This window comes from Leptolyngbya sp. GB1-A1, from assembly GCF_039962475.1.
In the GTDB taxonomy this organism is placed as follows: Bacteria; Cyanobacteriota; Cyanobacteriia; order Elainellales; family Elainellaceae; genus Leptolyngbya_A.
Map to the genome: position 1 here is coordinate 126,346 of NZ_JAMPLI010000006.1, position 17,124 is coordinate 143,469.

Genomic DNA, 17,124 nt, shown 5'->3' on the forward strand with positions numbered 1-17,124 from the left:
TAGAGTTTGCACAGTTTCAGCGTTTGCGATCGGAATCGGTGAGGAAAAAAGGCGAATAAAAAAGCAATGAGGAAGTTTCCCCACTGCTCATTTTGACACCGAAAGGCTGCGTTCAAAGACGATTCGGCAATCCGTCCACAGTCCTTATTCGAAATTGAGCTATTTGGATGTAACGGCAACCGGAGTCGGATTACTCACGCTGTCAGCCAGGGAAAGAGACGCAATCGCGCGATCGCCTCCACGCTGAGCCAGCCACCAGCAAACGACCGCCGGAGCCACCCCCGTCAGTAATCCCAGACCCAGCGGAATCCAGAAGCCTGCCCCAATGCTGAGCACCGCAGCAAACACAAAGTTGCCGAGATAGACCACAAGCGGAAGTCCAAGTTCCTGACGATCGATCGAGATGGTTTGCTGACGCCAGAGGAAAGCAGCCACAGTAATATAAACGACCCCTGTGCCAAACCAGCCCGCAAAGTTTTGATAAGGCATTCCAAAAAATGCGCCGGGGGTGTGCCAGTACCAGAAGGGGAGAGCAGCCTGGCTCATTGCCGGGTCAAGCACAAAATCCCAGGAAGTGAGCATTAGCGAACCCAGAACCACGGCACCAATCTGCCCCAGCCAGCCCAGCTTGCCGGACTTGACGACGCTTAAGCCTGCCCGTGCCAGCACGTATGCCGAGAAGCCAAGATAAAACCAGGAGAGGGGAATTGTAAACGGAACCAGTCCACTAATCTTGTAGCCCAAGCCGCTGAGATAGCTGTAGTGCCCGAAGGGAAAACCTGTGCTGGTTCCCATCAGTTCGCTGGTTAGGGAGATGGACACTGCCGGGATCATAAACGTCAGCAGGTTTCGTAGACCTAACATGCGACAAGCATAGACTGCTACCGCGATCGTTGCCAGCACCATGTACAAAACGCCGCCGCCCGCCAAGCTCCAGGCATACATAGTTTGACCCGCAGGCAGATAAGCTAAAAATTCAGGGTGGGGCATGACGAGCAGGATTCCTGCCAGTCCAAATGCCATCGACACCAAATGTCCAATCAAGCAATACCGCTCGATCCGCTCCAATACACTCATCTCAGGCTCCCCGTGCGTAGACACTCACAAGTCCAGACTAATTAGTGAAATTTACAAAATTTAATCTGTCTCACGATACTACTGTAAAAGAAGTCAGGCTGTAAATTAGCAGAAAAAGATTGGGATCAGGGGGATGGCGAGTTAGGGAGTTGGGGGGATAAGGATTAATCAGGATTTTGGTGCGGCGTGAGAATTCGTGGTGGGATGTCCAAAGTCGATTAGACTGCATAATGAACATTTTTAAGCAATAGAAGCGGAATCAAATACTGTGTCGATCGCCGGAATGATTGGAGTTGGTCTTGCCGTCGTAGTCGGTTTAGTCCTGCTGGGGCTGATTGCGTTCGAGGCGAAATATCGTCAGCGTCCAGGCAACCGCTTAGAGGTGACTGCCGGGGAATGGAATTTGCCGATTTATGAGCCGGATCATTATTTGGCGATCGGCGAGATAGAGCTGATTAACCAGACCAAAACACTGGAAATCATGGTTCCGCAGCTCTGGGCGGAGGCAACCCTGCTCTCGAAGGGAAGCCTGGAAGGAATTACGACTGAAATTCGCGTGACGCCCCGCCATCCTGATGCCCCTGCCCGTCCAGATGGCTACTGGTTTGGTTATATTGTGAAGCGGAAGCCCACTAAGGCAGAAATTGCGATCGACCTTCGCGGTAAGAAATTAACTGAGCTTCAGTCGGTTTGGGTACGGGTTCACTACATTACCTACGGGCCTCAGGGACGGATTCCCAAAGTCAAACATATTATTGTGCCGCTCAGCTTCCCCAATGTCGATGAGCCGAGACGGTGGCGACCGACGACCCGCGCTGACGTTTTACCGATACGAACTCACCTGCTGACTCACCTGGATGATCCAGTGGAGATTGTGAAGCGGTACGTTATGCCTCATGCACAAGATGGCGACGTCGTCACGATCGGCGAAACGCCCGTTGCCCTCATGCAGGGTCGGTTCCGGCATCCCACCGAGATTAAACCGGGCTGGGTGGCGCGTCGCATTTGCTATTTCTTTATGCCCACTTCCAGTCTGGCAACCGCTTGCGGCATGCAAACCCTCGTAGATATTGTGGGACCGTGGAGCGTGCTGTTTGCCTTTATCGGCGGCTCGATCGCCAAAGCCGTCTTTAAAAAACCGGGAATGTTCTACCAATGGGCAGGGGAGCAAGCCCGTCTGATTGATGACGTGACCGGAACGCTGCCGCCCTACGATCAATTTATTGTGCTTGGACCCGATCGTCCGCAGCAGGTGGTAGAGCGAATCTACCAAGAAACTGGGCTTCAGGCGGCGATCGTAGACGTGAACGACTTGAAAGCAGTTAAGATATTGGCAATGACGCCTGGATTGTCAAGTGATCTGCTGAATCAGGCATTGCTCCACAATCCAGCCGGAAATGCTGACGAACAAACGCCGATCGTGCTAATTCGTCCAACAGGTTAATGCCCAAAAGCTAATCATGCTTCCCTGTGACTTATGACTTCTGCCCCTCCCCAAACTAACGTGACGATCCGTGCCTTTCAGTATCGCGATCTGGAAGCAATCACCCGGATGGTGGGTGCTGCGGAAACGAACACAGCGACCTCGACTGAAGCAACGCAGCGATTGCAGCAGTTGTGGCGGTGGTATGGGCTGCTTAAATGCCTCAGTTTGTTCCCAAACCCGTTTCAGCATTCAATTTCGGCTTACGTCGCTGAGCAGGACGGGCAGCTATGCGGCATGGTACAGGTGTCGCCCTTTAATCGGACCCGCAGTACGTGGAAAGTCGATCAGGTCTGGGTTGATCGATCGACCCTGGGCGGGCAAACCTTGGCAATGGATGTGGGCTCTCAGCTTTTACGCCACTGCTTTCAGACGATCTGGGAAGCGCGAACCTGGATCATTGAAGTCAATGTGAACGATAGCGAAACCCTTGCCCTATATCGACAAAATGGCTTTCAGACTCTGGCACACCTCACTTACTGGGAGCTTTCCCCAGAGCTCTTGCAGGCACTTGCAGAACGCAAGCACGATCTGCCCAATTTGCTTCCGGTAGGCAACGCCGATGCTACGCTGCTGCACCAGCTTGATACGGTTTCCATGCCGCCCTTGGTGCGCCAAGTGTTCGATCGCCACGTCACCGACTTCAAGAGCGGGCTAATGGGATCGATGCTGCGTCAGATGCACCACTGGATGCACCAGTCTGAGCAGGCGCGAGGTTATGTGTTTGAGTCTCAGCGCAAAGCGGCGATCGGCTATTACGAGCTTCAGCTTTGCCGTCACGGTCATCGTCCCCATGTAGCAGATATTACGGTTCATCCGGCGTACACCTGGCTCTATCCCGAACTGTTTGCTCAGATGGCAAGAGTGGTGCGCGACCTGCCCGTTCAAACAATGCGAGTTGCTTCGACTGACTATCAGCCAGAGCGGGAAGCCTTCCTGGAGCGCATTGGTGCAACCCGGATCGAGCATACGCTGATGATGTCGCGATCGGTCTGGCACAAGCTGCGAGAGTCTCGCTTCTCGCTAGAAGGACTCCAGCTCTCTGAAGTGCTGCAAGGATTCCAGCCTGCCCGTCAGCCCATTCCCGGTCGGTTTTCGCTGCTGGATTCGATCCGTCCTCAAGCATCCGAAAAATCTGACACACCGCCGCTTGATCCCGGGAACACGAACCCGCCTGAAAATTCCTGAATGTTTCTGAAAGTACCTCGAAGAACGCCTTTGCTTCCCTGATCCCTCTTTCCTCGGCTCCCTTTTATGCAGCGAATTTCCGCACTAGGGCTGGATCTGGGCAGAAAGCGAATCGGGGTTGCAGGCTGTGACGGAACTGGACTGATTGCAACCGGCTTGACCACGATCGATCGCCGCTCGTTTGCGGAGGATGTGGCACGGCTTCAAAAGCTGGTACTAGAGCGGGAGGTACAGCTTCTGATAATTGGCTTGCCTTACAATATGGACGGCAGCCTGGGAGCGCAGGCAAAGCAGGTGCAAAAATTCGCCGCTCGCCTCTCTGCTGCCCTCAATTTGCCCATTGAATTTGTCGATGAGCGTCTGACTTCAGTACAGGCAGAAGAGCTATTACGCGCCGAGCGACAAGATTTTTCTCGCAACAAAGGCTTGATCGATCGCAAAGCAGCGGCTATCATCCTGCAACAGTGGCTCGATATTCGCCGCAGCCAAAAAAGAAACTCCCTTAACTCCCTTGAATTGGATCAAGATTAAAAACCTTCGCATTTTTTCTGCTTTTATCTCTTGTTCAGGCAGAATTTGACGCAAGACCTAACCTCAGAAAGGTATAAGGAGAAGGGATAAAGAGTAGAAGTTAAGCAAACGCTCAAATTGGATTCAAATTGGAACTTGAAATGGACGATGTACCTACACTAAATCTACTGGATGAAGACGGACAGCCCGTACTTTGCTACGTCGAGCGATCGCTCAATGCAAAGGGCAAAGAGTATGTGCTGCTGCGTCCGGTAGATGCCCCCGTTGAAATTTTTGCCTGGGTGGGGGATGAGGAAGAAGAAGAAGACGAAATGCTGCTAGATGTGGACGATGCCGAGCTAGACGAAATCATGCCCACGGCAAAAGCAGTTTTAGCAGAGCAAGATTTAACCCTGCATCGGACTGCCCTGTCACTGATTGCAAGCGGTAATCTACCGGAGTTCAGTGAGGAAGACGTGATTACGCTGGATATTGAAGGCGATGAGGGTCAGGTCAACATGGAGCAGTTCCAGCAGCTTGCTTCGTTCTTCCATGAAGAGCAAGAGTATGTGGTCTGTACCCCGCTCGATCCTTTCCTGTTTATCGCTCGCCTCAACGCTGCCGGACAGCCTGAACTGCTGACCCCTGATGAACTGGTTGCGCTCCAGCAACTCGACGAATTCAAGGAGATGCAGCTTGAGCTGGAACAGCTTGCCGATGAATTTGACGATGAGGAGCTAAATTAACGCATGGTCAAGGCTTCCCGCATTCCTAGGGTGTTGTTCTACTTACTGCTATTGCCGATCGTTCTAGGAATTGGTGCATGGCAAGGATGGTCATGGTGGAGCTGGGCAAGTGCGCCCCCTGTCGGAACTCAGTCTGGAACTGCTGCGAAGCCTGACTCTAGTAAGCCCCAAACCGTTCAAATTCAAATTCCTGAAGGAACCTCAGCGCAACAAATCGGAGAAGACCTCCACGCTGCCGGGCTGATTCGATCGCTGACTGCCTGGAACCTCTGGTCACGATGGCTGAGCCAGCAGGACAAAACGGGCAGCTTCCAGGCTGGGACTTATGAGTTATCTACCGATCAGGCCATGACGGCGATCGCTGACCAGCTCTGGCGGGGCGATGTGGTGCAGAGCAGCTACACGATTCCCGAAGGCTGGTCAATACAGCAAATGGCAGCCTATTTTGAGGAGCAGGGTTATTTCTCAGCCCCGGCGTTTCTGGAAGCGGTCAAGCAAATTCCTCGCGATCGCTATCCCTGGCTGCCTGAAAATCTGCCTCATCTGGAGGGATTTCTATATCCCGATACCTATCAGTTTGGGGGGGATCTCACGCCTCAGCTTGTGATCGACCAGATGCTCGATCGCTTTCAGCAGGTCGGACTGCCGCTTTATGAAAAGGTACAGGGGCAAACCAAGTACAGCCTGCTAGAGTGGGTGACGCTTGCCAGCATTGTTGAAAAAGAAGCGGTGGTTAGCTCAGAACGCCCGACGATCGCTGGAGTGTTTGCCCGTCGCCTGCAGGAGGGAATGACGCTGGGAGCCGATCCCACCGTGGAATATGGGCTGGGCATTCGCCAGACTGCCGACCAGCCATTGACCCTCGATCAAGTCCGTACCCCTTCTCCTTACAATACCTATATCAATCCTGGCTTACCGCCGACGCCGATCGCTAGTCCGGGCGTTGCCAGTCTCGAAGTTTCCCTCAATCCACCGGATACTGAGTATCTGTACTTTGTTGCCCGCTACGACGGAACGCACGTCTTCAGCCGCACCCTAGCAGAACATGAAACAGCCCAGGCAGCAATTCACGATGGGCGAGAAAATCTTGCTCCGATGGCTTCACCCTCACCTGCAAATTCTGCTCCGGCGGCATTGTCTTCGCCTGCAAGTCGCCCTCAAACGAAGCCTCAAAGTAGCCCTTAGTCAAACTAGATTCCTGAGAGCGTTAGATTAAGAAAGGGAAGGATGAGAGAAATCCTGATTCTGTTGTTCTGGTCAGGCGTGCGCTAGATTGACTGAAGTGATTTGCATTGCTCTATTTTTGTTTCTGGAACCCGTACTATGTCCTGGGGTAAATTATTGCAGCCCGATTTAATTCTGGGCAATTCGATTCTGGCACTGACTCCTGAAGTGCTTCAGCGGCATCAGCTTCAAGGCTTAGTGCTGGATGTAGACGAAACCCTTGTCCCCATGAGTATGGCAGAAGCTTCAGATGAGCTGTGTCAGTGGGTGAATAGCATACGATCGGTTGCCTCGCTCTGGCTCGTGAGCAACAACCTGAGCGAAGCCCGAATTCGCCGCATTGGAGAATCACTCAATATTCCTTATATTCTGGGAGCCAGAAAACCGTCTCGTCGGAAGCTGCGGCAGGCAGTCACCGCGATGAATTTGCCGATCGAACAGGTGGCAATGGTGGGCGATCGGCTATTTACCGACGTGCTGGCAGGCAACCGCCTGGGAATGTTTACGATTTTGGTTGAGCCGATGGTGAACCCGATGAAAGCAGAACGGCGTTATCTGGTGCGAGATATGGAAGTTTGGTTCTCGCAATTGCTAGGCGTGTCGATTCATGAACTGCAACAAACCATGACTCATTCGGACAAGTCTTAATATTCCTTCGTTGATGCTAAAGAAAAAGTTAAGTCACCTATTATTTTTTTTGATCCCTGCTAATCTAGGAATAGCTCAAATGGGGTCAGCGAATATAAAGACCCTAACCCTTAAATCCCTGTAAATACTTTGATAGAACGACCAGTCTTTCTTACCGAAGGGCTGGTGTTCTACTTTCTGGCGTTTTTCTTTTAGCATTATTTACGCTATATCAAACGCTATTCAAAAGGTCCACGAGTTACACCCAGGCGATTTTGCAGTTTAAGCTTGCGCCAGAGCTGTGCCCCGGTCATTTTGCCCTGAAGCAACTGCTGATAGCAGTCGATCGTCTGACGCACCTGATCCGGTGTTTCGTTCACAAACTCCAAGCGGAACGATCGCACCCCCAACCCGATCAAGCGCTGCATATATTCCGCTCCGGTTTGCGCTGTGCCGTTAAACACCGTGTTGCGACAGCCTGCATCTGCCTGAAGCAAATGCTCTGTGCCCACGCGATCGCGCAGCTTCACTTCTGCTTTTTCGCAGGGACGACCGCAGTTTGTAAAATCTGTTCCCTCAGAGAGAAAGGCGCAAAAGACGCAGTGTTCCATGTGAAACATCGGGATGTGCTGGTGAACCGTCACTTCCAGCCAGTTTGGCGGGCAAGTGTGAAGCAGGTCTTCGAGCTGTGAAATATTCAGGTCATAGGAAGCCGTTAGCCGTTCCAGACCGTATTGCATCCAGTAATCTGCCGTCAGCGCGTTCGCCACGTTGAGTGAGAAATCGCCAATCCGTCGCTGGTCGGCAAAATACTTCAGGTGGTCATAGTTTCGCACCAGATAGCCGTCTGCCTCAGACGATCGCACCTGCTGAAGAATCCAGTTTTCTCCCGGTTTTGTGATTCGCGGCGGCGCGACAAAAATCTGAGGCGGCAGGCGGTTTGCTGCTGGAGAGTCTGCGATTGGGAAACTCCGTACCATCTGCACTGCCTGACGATAGGCGTGGGGATCTTCCAGTTCGCAGTAAATTAGCTTGCTACCGGATTCCAAAACTGCCTCTAACTGCCCCAAACGACGCACCAGCGGAATCAGCGTTGGAGTCGTCACAGGCGTTGCGATCGGCTCTGGCAACAAATTAGACAACGTTTGTTCAGTATTGAGCTGCCAACGACGGGGCTGAGTGCGCTGCTGTTCAAGCTGAGACACTATTTCGCGGCGCAGACGGTTCAATTCGCTCATAGGCAGCATTAAATTGCCTTGGAGATGGCTCGTCAGTTCGCCTAGACAGAACGGTGTATTGCCCAAACGCCCAAACTGCTCGCGTAGCCGATCGAGCGTCAACGGCTGTTTTTCCGCAGCGACGAGCAACATCGCAGACTCAACCTGCACAATCTGCCCCTGCTGATCACGAGCGATTACGGTCAACGAGCGACCCAGTTCCCCCTGCACTTCCAGATCGATCGATCGCTGAAATCGAGGCGTTTCTCCCGCATAGGTTTGGCGAAGCTGCCGATCGAGTTCTGGGTCGCTGGTTTTCCAGAGTCGATCGCCTGGATGAATTCGCCGCCAGTTCAAATCATTCCGCCCAAAGGTAAGAATGGCTTCTGCTCCGCGCTGCTCGACGGCATAGATGCGTCCGCCTTCTTCTTTTTGTTCCGGGTGTCCGCTATCAAAGACCACGCCATCTCCGGGCTTTACGGGAGCTTCTAGCGTCAGCATGATTTGCTCCGGGCGAATTTTTGTCACTTGTCCCAGATAAACGCCGCGCTTTTTGCCGAATCGAGCGTGAACGAGTTCTTGATTGTTAATGCCCCGCAGCCATCCGGTCGAAAGCCCGCGTGAAAAAGACATTTCCAGGTTATAGCGATCGGAATCTGAATAGAAATTAGTCTGCGTTTCTGTAAGCGACTCCATGACGCGATCAAGTGCCTGTCGATAAGTGCGCGTCACGTTTGCCACATATTCAGGAGCTTTTAAGCGTCCTTCGATCTTTAGGCTGCTGATGCCTGCTTTCACCAGATCGGGCAGCACCTCCAGACCCGAAAGATCCTGCGGACTAAGCAAATATTTTCGATCGCCCAGATTTACCTGTTCTCCATCTGCAATCAGCTCGTAAGGCATCCGGCAGGCTTGCGCGCACTCGCCCCGATTTGCCGATCGCCCACCCAAAGCCTCGCTGGTGAGGCATTGCCCTGAATAAGCAACACAGAGTGCCCCATGCACAAACACTTCCAGCGGCAGGGAGATTTGCCTTTCGCCAAGCTGCTGCTGAATCTTGCGAATTTCCTTCAGCGAACATTCTCGAGCCAGTACCACCAGTTCGCAGCCCAGGTCTCTGGCAAACTCTACCCCGATCGCGGTTGTTACCGTCATCTGCGTCGAAGCATGAATCGGAAAATCGGGCGACAAATGGCGAATCAGCCGACAGATGCCCACATCCTGCACGATCGCTGCATCCACTCCTGCGGCAATAATGCTGCGAAGATACTGCTCTGCCTCGCGCAACTCCTGCGGAAAAATCAGCGTATTCAGCGTCACATAGCCCTTTACGCCGCGCCGATGCAAAAACGCCATCAGTTCTGGCAAATCTGCCTCGGTGAAGTTTTCTGCCCGCATTCGCGCATTAAACCGATCGAGTCCAAAATAAATTGCATCTGCGCCGTTTTCTACCGCAGCTTTGGCACATTCCCAGTTGCCTGCGGGAGCAAGAATTTCGGGTCGTCTGAACTGGGCAGGCGTGGGAGAAGTCAGGAATTGCAGGTCAGCCATCATAGCAATCGATCGCGCTTCGATGAGACAGGTCTTCTGCCATCATATCGAGTCAGTCTGCTCTATGGTGACTGCTGGGTAGCGGCAGTTCGTTCTGACTGGCTGGCATCAGTTCCAAACTATCTTGCAGGCAATGCTGAAGAAAATCGAAAAAAGGTCTTGTCAAATTCGGAAAGCTACTGCTATCTTTATAAAGGTGCTGAAGCCGGACGCGGGCTATTAGCTCAGGTGGTTAGAGCGCACCCCTGATAAGGGTGAGGTCCCTGGTTCGAGTCCAGGATGGCCCATACGGCGAGGCACTGTAAAACACAAGGGGGTTTAGCTCAGTTGGTAGAGCGCCTGCTTTGCAAGCAGGATGTCAGCGGTTCGAGTCCGCTAACCTCCATCGGTTCCAGGGTTTAAAACGAAGGGCTTCCCTAAATTTTCCCTAGATCACAATTAAATAAAAGCTGTCTATCTCAATCGGCGCAATTCTTTCAGCCTCTAGCCAAAGCGAGGTTGCATTTTGGTGAGCGTAATTTGCAATAAGTATTTATATAGATCAAACTGCGGACACCGTTTCAGGTGATACGTTTTGTCTTAGCTCCACGGCTAATATCTCTCGATTGGGGTGCGGCTAGAATTTAGGGGACGTTACACTCATGGCACTGCTCGATCGTGCCCTCCCTCCAAATGGCGCGTACTTGGACACCAGAAGATCGACAGAAACACTCTGAGTTAATGCGATCGAAACTACTTGCCCGTGAATGGGAGCCGTGGAAGCATACGGTCGATCGATCGCAGCAAATGCGCTGGCGGCTGCAAGGTGGGCATAGTCCCGATGCAAGCTAAATTCGGTAGATGATTATGGAGAATAAACGCAGATGCCCAGATAGACACTAGAAACTCGTCAGAAGCAAGCTGAGCTAATCCAACAAGTCAGACCTTGTAGCCAATCGACCGGACCAAAAACTTGCCAGGGCAAGCGGCGATCTCTGGTGGTGACGGTCTGAGCCGACTATCCCTATTAATCTCACTTAGTGATTGGGTGAAACCAAGCTGTATTCTTGGCACCATCGTATTCAGTTCTGATTTGGTTCTTGCAGCATGGGCAATCAATAGGTATGCCAGTGTGCGGAATATGAACATCCTTGCCACAGTAAGGGCAATTGTCTGCTAGGAATAAAACAAATTCTTTCAGGAAGGCAGCAAGTAATCCCAATATCAAGATAGAGACCAAAAAGATAGGTCCAACTCCACCATGAGTCAGCGCACCACTCAGGATGGTAATGACCCAAGCAACTCCAACGCCGATTCCTATCAAAACTCTAACAACCAAGTTTGCCCTTTCAACCTTGGCTTTAACAGGCTGAGGCTTTTGACTTGGCTTGTAAATTGGCTTATGAATTGGTGCATGATTTTGCTTAAGCGTGGTCTTGCCCGGCTTTCATTGAAAGCCACACTTGAGGCAGGTTAGCCGCATCTTGCCAGCGCCAATAAAGCCACCGGCTAAACCCAGTAGTCCCAGTAAGACTGCTCCTGCAATCGCTTTGCCGCCACTAAAGCCTTTCTTGTTCACCCCGATCTGAGTAGACGTGCAGCGAGGACAGCGCACAGGATCGTCCTCCGACTTCTGGGAATGCGGCATGACGCGATTAATCTGCTGAGTTTGGCTGCTTAATTCAATAGGAGGTGCAGCCAATGCGGATGCTGTTGGTGAAATTGGTGGTACTGGAGGAGCGAAGCCTAATTGAATCTCTTCAATCCAAACAGGTATGTCCTCGCCGATTTGTTGACCGCAAACCTTAACGGTTGTAATGCCCGGGGGTGCTAGCTTATTCAAACCTCGCGCAATGAAGCTAACAATCTTCTGCTGTTCCGGCGGCACCAGAAGCAGGGGCATAAAGCGGAGTGCCGCTGTCTGTTCCCAGGTCTGCTCCTTCGTGCATCTTCTCAACGCCGGTGATGGGGTGAGCTCGCATTCCGAAGTTAGAGGTCACTGGGATTCCTACCACTTCCCCACCGTCATAGATGCCGGGAAAATCCACATTCACGACTTGAGCAGGTGTGGAACTGCTATCACCCTTAAACGGGTTCACGCTGCCGATCGCGTCCGTGATGGCGTTCTTGAGAACGATCGCCGTACAGACCAACACAAATAACCCTGCACTGGTTAGCCCCTTGGAGCGTAAGCCATCTGTAAGGTTTGATGTCTGGATACCCCGCTGTTTGCGGCGGAGAACACCATTATCGTACTTTATAAGTCTGGTTCAGTTCCATTTCAGTTAACCAAGCTGCTAGCAAATGGCTCGAACCTATCTTGAATCAAGACATTAGAGCAATACATAGGTAATGAGCAGAGTTGGTTTTAACTCTGTTTACGCATCGTATATCAAATTATTCTCTACGGTTGAACTGCAAATCATGGCGGAATTAGAAAAAATAGAGAATCAAGTACAGACCCCATACAACTACCCATCCGAAGCCGATTACATACAAATCTTGGAACGATTTGCTCTCTATAGCGAGCGTGGCTGGAAGGGGAACTATCTCGGCGATCCTCAACTGGGTTACTTTGGCGATCCAGACAATGACGAGAGCGGGATGCGCTCAATGGGCAACTACATCTTCACGACCAGTTTGCTTGCCAGCGATCCAGCCTACAATCCTAATATCAGCGGTATCGAACAATCAGTCTTGCTCGATCGAGCCAAATGCTGTCTCAATTACATGACTCGCAGCCATGTGACAGGTGATATTCCCTGTGGCAATGGTCGCCAGTGGGGAAATGCATGGCAGTCAGCCTGGTGGACAACCAAGATGGCGTTGGGAGCGCAGTTAATCTGGCACACACTCAGCCAGGAGCAGCAAAGGGCAGTAGAACGAGTTGTAGTATTTGAGGCATCCCGGCATTTAGACCGCATCGTTCCCAGTGGGTTGGCGGAAGATACAAAAGCTGAGGAAAATGCTTGGGATACAGAAATTCTGGCAACCGCGATCGCTCTATTTCCGCAGCATCAGCAGTGCGAAGGGTGGCGAGAAAAGCTGATTGAATTTAGCCTTAATACCCTTTCGGTTGCTCAGGATCATCACTCTCAGGTGTGGGTTGATGGTAAACAACTGAAAGAGCAGGTCTACACCGTTAACATTTATTCAGACTATACTCTGGAAAATCACGGAGCCTACCATTTTTGTTACGTTGCTAGTCCCCTTGTGTCTGTTACCTGGAGTTACTATGCTCTACTAAGCACAGGACAGCCGATTCCAGAAGCACTGTTTCACCACGTTAAAGATCTGTGGAATCGAGTTAAAACCACTTTTCTAGACAATCGCTTTGCTTACATCGGTGGAAAAGACTGGGCTCGATATACCTACGGACTTTACTTCATCGTGCCGGTGCTGGTCTTATTGCAGAACAAGTATGAAGACACAGATGCTCGGACGATCGAAGTCTCCCGTATCTGCACCTTGGCAAGTGAACAACAAGACAACCAGGATGGCAGTTTTTTTGGTCAACGAGTCACCCGCAACCGATTGTTCGGTCAGAGCGCGAAGTACGAAACTGATTGTTATGCCGATTTAGGGCTTGCTTACTTGCTGCACCGCCGGTTACAGACCACTAAGCAGATCACTCCGCCCCAGGAATTTGCTCAACGGATTAGTGGTCGCACGATGGGACAGGAAGCTAGTATTTGCTGGGTGAGAACCCCAGAATTGTTTGCATCGTTTTCCTGGCGAACACTAACTGATCCTTTTCCAATTGCGCTATTTATTCCCAGCGGTATGGACAACGCCGCAGAATGGACAGCTAACAATCTGCTAGGCAGAGTTACTGTTTTGGGAATACAAAGTGCAGTCTCCATTCGTTCGATGCAAGCAACAGGTGACGGCTTTATTGTTAAGGGAACGATTTCATATCGTTCTAGACAACGAGAAGCCTTTGTACATGAGTTGTCCTATGAGGTGAGACCAGGGCAAAAACTGGCAATTGTAGAAAGCCGCTTTATTGCCCGCAGTAAGATTATGGTAATCGCACAGGAAGGTCTAAGATTGGCGATAGCCAACGATCGCTTCAATGACTACGAGCGCCATTTCAAATGGGATACTGGCAGTGCTACGATTAGCTTCGATCCCACGACTCAAGCTCAGAATCATCAGAATCAACTTAAATCTGGTTTATTGGCTCGCTTGCAGCGCAAGGCGGTCAAATTACTTAACCTGAGAGTGGTGAATTGGCAAATGGGACAGAATTGGGTGAATGTAGATGACAAGTTGGGAATTGTTCAGCTTCATAATTATCAGCATCAGACCCAATGTGAATGGTTCAATCTAAGGCAAGAACTCGATCGCAACACTCCCAATAGCTGCCTTCACTATGATATCCTCAACTACCCCAGACCTACTTTGCGTCCCCAAATCAGGCAATCAAACGAGGTTTTGCTGCACACTAAGTTTTTGGTTGTAGCAGGGACTGCCGCAGAAACCGAAGGGATTGCTCATTCTTCCTCGATTGATCGAGTACGCATTGATTAACGATGATCATTAGGGCGGGTTTTAAAGGTCTTGCCGCCCCCCGATGAATTGCTCTACAGTTTCTGATCGAAATAATGTAGCCCACTCCAGTCGCTTCTCTGATTGTGCGATTGATATCGCTAACTCACTCCGATCGTTGATCATTGCTAAGCTAGTGTGCTTCCAGTTCAGCCCGTCTAAACCCATCAAAGCAGGCAGGAATGCCCAGACTAATATCTTGCTGCTTCTTGCCAATCCCATTTTTTGCGCGCAATGTCGCCCGAAGGTGAAGGGCTTTGCCGCGAATGCCAACACGGACAGGAATCGCGGCAGCTTTCAGCCGTTGATTAATTTGGGCGATTGCTTCCCTCTCATGCACTTCCCTAAATTTTCCCTAAAAAGTGCAGCAACAGTAGGCATTTTACGACAGTTTGAGACGATCAAATGCCAAGCAGAAAAGTGGCTGAAGCCTCGTGTTTCATAGATTTGAGCAATTTTTGAGCCCAAAGAGCGTCTGCTTTGTAAGCAGGATGTCAGCGGTTCGAGTCCGTTAACCTCCATTCAACAAACTGAATTTGCAATACAATGCTTTTCTTCATTTGAGGAAGTGACTGCTGTTGTATTGCAAACTCGTAAAGCGATTACTGTTGGTTAAGCCGATTGCCAATCGCTAATTCGTGTTTAAAGGGGCAGTCCTTCAGGAAGTCACACGCTGAAAAGGCTATATCCTAGAGCGATTAGACCGATTAAGCTCACTAAGCCCAATCCCTGACGGAAATAGTTAACACCTGAGAAGAGTTCCAGCCATGCCCAGCTGTATAAAGTGCCAAACCCGACTAAGCCTGACAGAATTCCAATCGTGCCATTTGGAGCCACAAAATGGAGCAACGTGGCTGCTGTTCCAACGAGGATTGGCAGGTTGGGCGGCTGAATAATCACAATGTTGCCGTTACTGTCGCGAAAGATGCGATCGAACAGCGATCGTTCATTTGCCTGAGCGGACTCGAAATCGCGATTGAATTGAGATGACATTGGCTTTGCTAAGAAACGACTAGATATGATGTTAGTGCGGTCTCATCAGGCAGAACCTATATCAGACGTTAGATTAGCGTTTGTCCGCAGGTGTAGTTAGTGAGGCGTTAAGCCCCGTAGTCGCATTTGAAAAAATTTGCTGATATAGCACGAAACTCCCTTAGTCCATCTCTAGGTTAGTACTGGCTAACTCATTGCAATCAAGGTAGCCATCCCTTCGCGCTATCAGAGTTTTTCTCTAGTCGCAATACTGATGCTGCTTATCAATTATCTTTCCAAACCTCATTCCAGGCATCTTGAAAAGCGGGAGCCAGTTTCTTTTGAAATCGAGACTCAAACTGCTGACGAAAAACTTCTGGCAGATTGAATAGAAAGATTGTTTCAACTCCTTTAGGGAGAGCTTGAACAGAAAACGAATCTCCAACGGCTGGCAGTAATAGTAACTGGGTATCCGGTTTGAGCAGGTAGCTGAGGGAAATGAGACTGACCGGATAGTAGCTGAAAGCATCAGCAATGATGAGGGGACGATCGCTTTCATTAATTAAATTAGCAAGCTGATGGTAATTAGAATTCACATCTTTATTCCACCAGGTATTTGCCTGAGAATAGACCCCACAAGAGAGAATTCCTAACAGAATTAGCAGAGAAAAAACCAGCTTTGCAAAGCTAGACTTCCATTTTTGAGTTTCGGTTAAATAGGCTGATAGCAGATAAACGACTGCGAGTTGTAAGCCAACATAGCAAACAATAGGATATCGAATGACGGTGAGCCGCTGTCCCCCTAGCAGAAGATCTGGAAGCCATAGTATGAGGGCAGTGCTGCCCACAAAGGTGAGGATAAACCAATAGATTTTCTTGGGTGCATTGCGGCAAACCACAGACAGGGCATAACCTTGCAGAATCAAAATTGGGATTGCCAAAATATAGGCAAGGGAGTCACTAAACTTAGCGTTGAAATCAACAAAACTGCGGCTAAAGTTAAACGCTAAGGCTTGTAGATAAGTTAGTGGTGCTGGCGAGATCGAAGTCCAACTTGTTGTCGCACTCAGCGTATCCCTCGATGTAATGATGAAGGATATCCAGGGAATAAAAAATAAAGCGACCAATAGCAGCGTGATGAAACAGGAAATCGTGCGTTTTCCCATCTGCAAGGGCAGTTTAACAAATCGATTATCTGAATCTACAAATAGAACATAAGCAAAATGACCGACCGCAACACCCAGCGTAAATAAAGCAGTGTAAGAGGCAACAAGCATTGATACGCCATACCATGCCCAATTGCGCCAGGAAGAGGAACGGATTGCCCGCAGCAGCAGCGCACTACAGACAAGCGTGAGAACTGTCCAGAAGCCAAACTGCCGCACTTCTTGTCCAAATACCAGGTGAAACGGGGAGACAGCAAACAGGGCGATCGCGACCCATCCGCTTAAGCGGGATTCAAATAGTTCCCAACAGAGCCAGTACACCGCCGGAAAGATTAATAGGCTGAGCAGGGCTGAGAAGCTGCGAGTCACTGCCGGAGCCGTCCCCCACCACTGTGCCCAAAACCGCAGCAAGAGGTAATAAACCGGGGGGTGCTGCACATCTTCTGTGCCTTTTCGCACCACCATATCGCCCAAAGTCAAATCCGGGACAAAACGCTGATATGCCAGCAGATCGGCAGGTTTCGCCAGCGTACCTTTAAAGATGTCTTCGTTGAAGTACTTTCCGGGACGAGCCGTAATCACCGTTGAGGTATAAGCTTCGTCGTGCCAGTACACTTTGCGATCGAGGTGGGCAAAGCGAAAGCAAATTGCCAGCACCAGTAGGGCGATCGCGATAAAACGCACCTGTTGGAGGAGCTTTGGGTTTTTAGGCGGGGGTAGGGGCTTTCCTGTCACAGCAAAAGTTCCTGCAAAAGTTCCTGCGATAGCTGGTGAGCGGAGAGTGTTGGAGGAGTGTGAGAAATCCTACATTGCCCCTAAATTCCTCAATGCTG

At 50.6% G+C, this 17,124-nt stretch carries 15 protein-coding genes and 2 tRNA genes; 10 read left to right on the top strand and 7 right to left on the bottom strand.

Annotation, left to right across the window (positions count from 1 at the left end):
* Positions 1–159: 159 nt before the first annotated feature.
* Entirely contained in the window at positions 160–1,077 is a 918-nt protein-coding gene (gene cruF / locus NDI45_RS08920) for a gamma-carotene 1'-hydroxylase CruF (RefSeq protein ID WP_348247097.1), read from the bottom strand.
* A 274-nt stretch (positions 1,078–1,351) separates the two neighbouring features.
* On the opposite strand from cruF, the gene NDI45_RS08925 reads away from it, so the two are divergent.
* From NDI45_RS08925 to NDI45_RS08950, 6 genes are all read left to right on the top strand, one after another.
* Positions 1,352–2,521, top strand: coding sequence for a F420-0:Gamma-glutamyl ligase (locus NDI45_RS08925; RefSeq protein ID WP_348247153.1), 1,170 nt, complete (start codon positions 1,352–1,354; stop codon positions 2,519–2,521).
* A 33-nt stretch (positions 2,522–2,554) separates the two neighbouring features.
* The gene (locus NDI45_RS08930) at positions 2,555–3,748 is read left to right on the top strand and encodes a GNAT family N-acetyltransferase (protein WP_348247098.1); all 1,194 of its coding nucleotides are present in this window, start codon (positions 2,555–2,557) and stop codon (positions 3,746–3,748) included.
* 66 nt (positions 3,749–3,814) lie between these two features.
* Positions 3,815–4,279, top strand: a complete 465-nt coding sequence (gene ruvX, locus NDI45_RS08935; protein ID WP_190790224.1) for a Holliday junction resolvase RuvX — start codon at positions 3,815–3,817, stop codon at positions 4,277–4,279.
* 140 nt (positions 4,280–4,419) lie between these two features.
* Positions 4,420–5,004 carry a DUF3727 domain-containing protein gene (locus NDI45_RS08940; protein ID WP_190790223.1) on the top strand — a complete coding sequence of 195 codons (585 nt, stop codon included), beginning with the start codon at positions 4,420–4,422 and terminating at the stop codon, positions 5,002–5,004.
* A gap of 3 nt (positions 5,005–5,007) precedes the next feature.
* Positions 5,008–6,189 (top strand): endolytic transglycosylase MltG, encoded by a 1,182-nt coding sequence (gene mltG, locus NDI45_RS08945; protein ID WP_348247099.1) that lies wholly within the window; start codon positions 5,008–5,010, stop codon positions 6,187–6,189.
* A 138-nt stretch (positions 6,190–6,327) separates the two neighbouring features.
* Positions 6,328–6,876 (top strand): YqeG family HAD IIIA-type phosphatase, encoded by a 549-nt coding sequence (locus tag NDI45_RS08950; protein WP_190790221.1) that lies wholly within the window; start codon positions 6,328–6,330, stop codon positions 6,874–6,876.
* A gap of 218 nt (positions 6,877–7,094) precedes the next feature.
* Here the strand turns inward: NDI45_RS08950 and NDI45_RS08955 are convergent, their stop codons facing one another.
* Positions 7,095–9,626, bottom strand: a complete 2,532-nt coding sequence (locus tag NDI45_RS08955) for a DUF3656 domain-containing protein (protein WP_348247100.1) — start codon at positions 9,624–9,626, stop codon at positions 7,095–7,097.
* Between the two features lie 210 nt (positions 9,627–9,836).
* On the opposite strand from NDI45_RS08955, the gene NDI45_RS08960 reads away from it, so the two are divergent.
* The 3 genes from NDI45_RS08960 (at position 9,837) to NDI45_RS08970 (ending at position 10,454) form a co-directional block, all read left to right on the top strand.
* A tRNA-Ile gene (locus NDI45_RS08960) sits at positions 9,837–9,910 on the top strand.
* Positions 9,911–9,935: 25 nt separating this feature from the next.
* Positions 9,936–10,008, top strand: a tRNA-Ala gene (locus tag NDI45_RS08965).
* 287 nt (positions 10,009–10,295) lie between these two features.
* Complete coding sequence (locus NDI45_RS08970) at positions 10,296–10,454, top strand: hypothetical protein (RefSeq protein ID WP_190790220.1); 159 nt, start codon at positions 10,296–10,298, stop codon at positions 10,452–10,454.
* Between the two features lie 595 nt (positions 10,455–11,049).
* Here the strand turns inward: NDI45_RS08970 and NDI45_RS08975 are convergent.
* Positions 11,050–11,505 (bottom strand): hypothetical protein, encoded by a 456-nt coding sequence (locus NDI45_RS08975; RefSeq protein ID WP_348247101.1) that lies wholly within the window; start codon positions 11,503–11,505, stop codon positions 11,050–11,052.
* Positions 11,462–11,758: a hypothetical protein gene (locus tag NDI45_RS08980; RefSeq protein WP_190794553.1), complete on the bottom strand. Its 297-nt coding sequence runs from the start codon at positions 11,756–11,758 to the stop codon at positions 11,462–11,464. The genes NDI45_RS08975 and NDI45_RS08980 overlap by 44 nt, the downstream gene beginning before the upstream one ends.
* Before the next feature lie 268 nt (positions 11,759–12,026).
* On the opposite strand from NDI45_RS08980, the gene NDI45_RS08985 reads away from it, so the two are divergent.
* Complete coding sequence (locus NDI45_RS08985; protein ID WP_348247102.1) at positions 12,027–14,135, top strand: hypothetical protein; 2,109 nt, start codon at positions 12,027–12,029, stop codon at positions 14,133–14,135.
* Positions 14,136–14,286: 151 nt separating this feature from the next.
* Here the strand turns inward: NDI45_RS08985 and NDI45_RS08990 are convergent, their stop codons facing one another.
* From NDI45_RS08990 to NDI45_RS09000, 3 genes are all read right to left on the bottom strand, one after another.
* Positions 14,287–14,493 (bottom strand): hypothetical protein, encoded by a 207-nt coding sequence (locus tag NDI45_RS08990; RefSeq protein ID WP_348247103.1) that lies wholly within the window; start codon positions 14,491–14,493, stop codon positions 14,287–14,289.
* A 326-nt stretch (positions 14,494–14,819) separates the two neighbouring features.
* The gene (locus NDI45_RS08995; RefSeq protein ID WP_190794550.1) at positions 14,820–15,146 is read right to left on the bottom strand and encodes a hypothetical protein; all 327 of its coding nucleotides are present in this window, start codon (positions 15,144–15,146) and stop codon (positions 14,820–14,822) included.
* 263 nt (positions 15,147–15,409) lie between these two features.
* Positions 15,410–17,026, bottom strand: coding sequence for a glycosyltransferase family 39 protein (locus NDI45_RS09000; RefSeq protein ID WP_348247104.1), 1,617 nt, complete (start codon positions 17,024–17,026; stop codon positions 15,410–15,412).
* Positions 17,027–17,124: the final 98 nt, after the last annotated feature.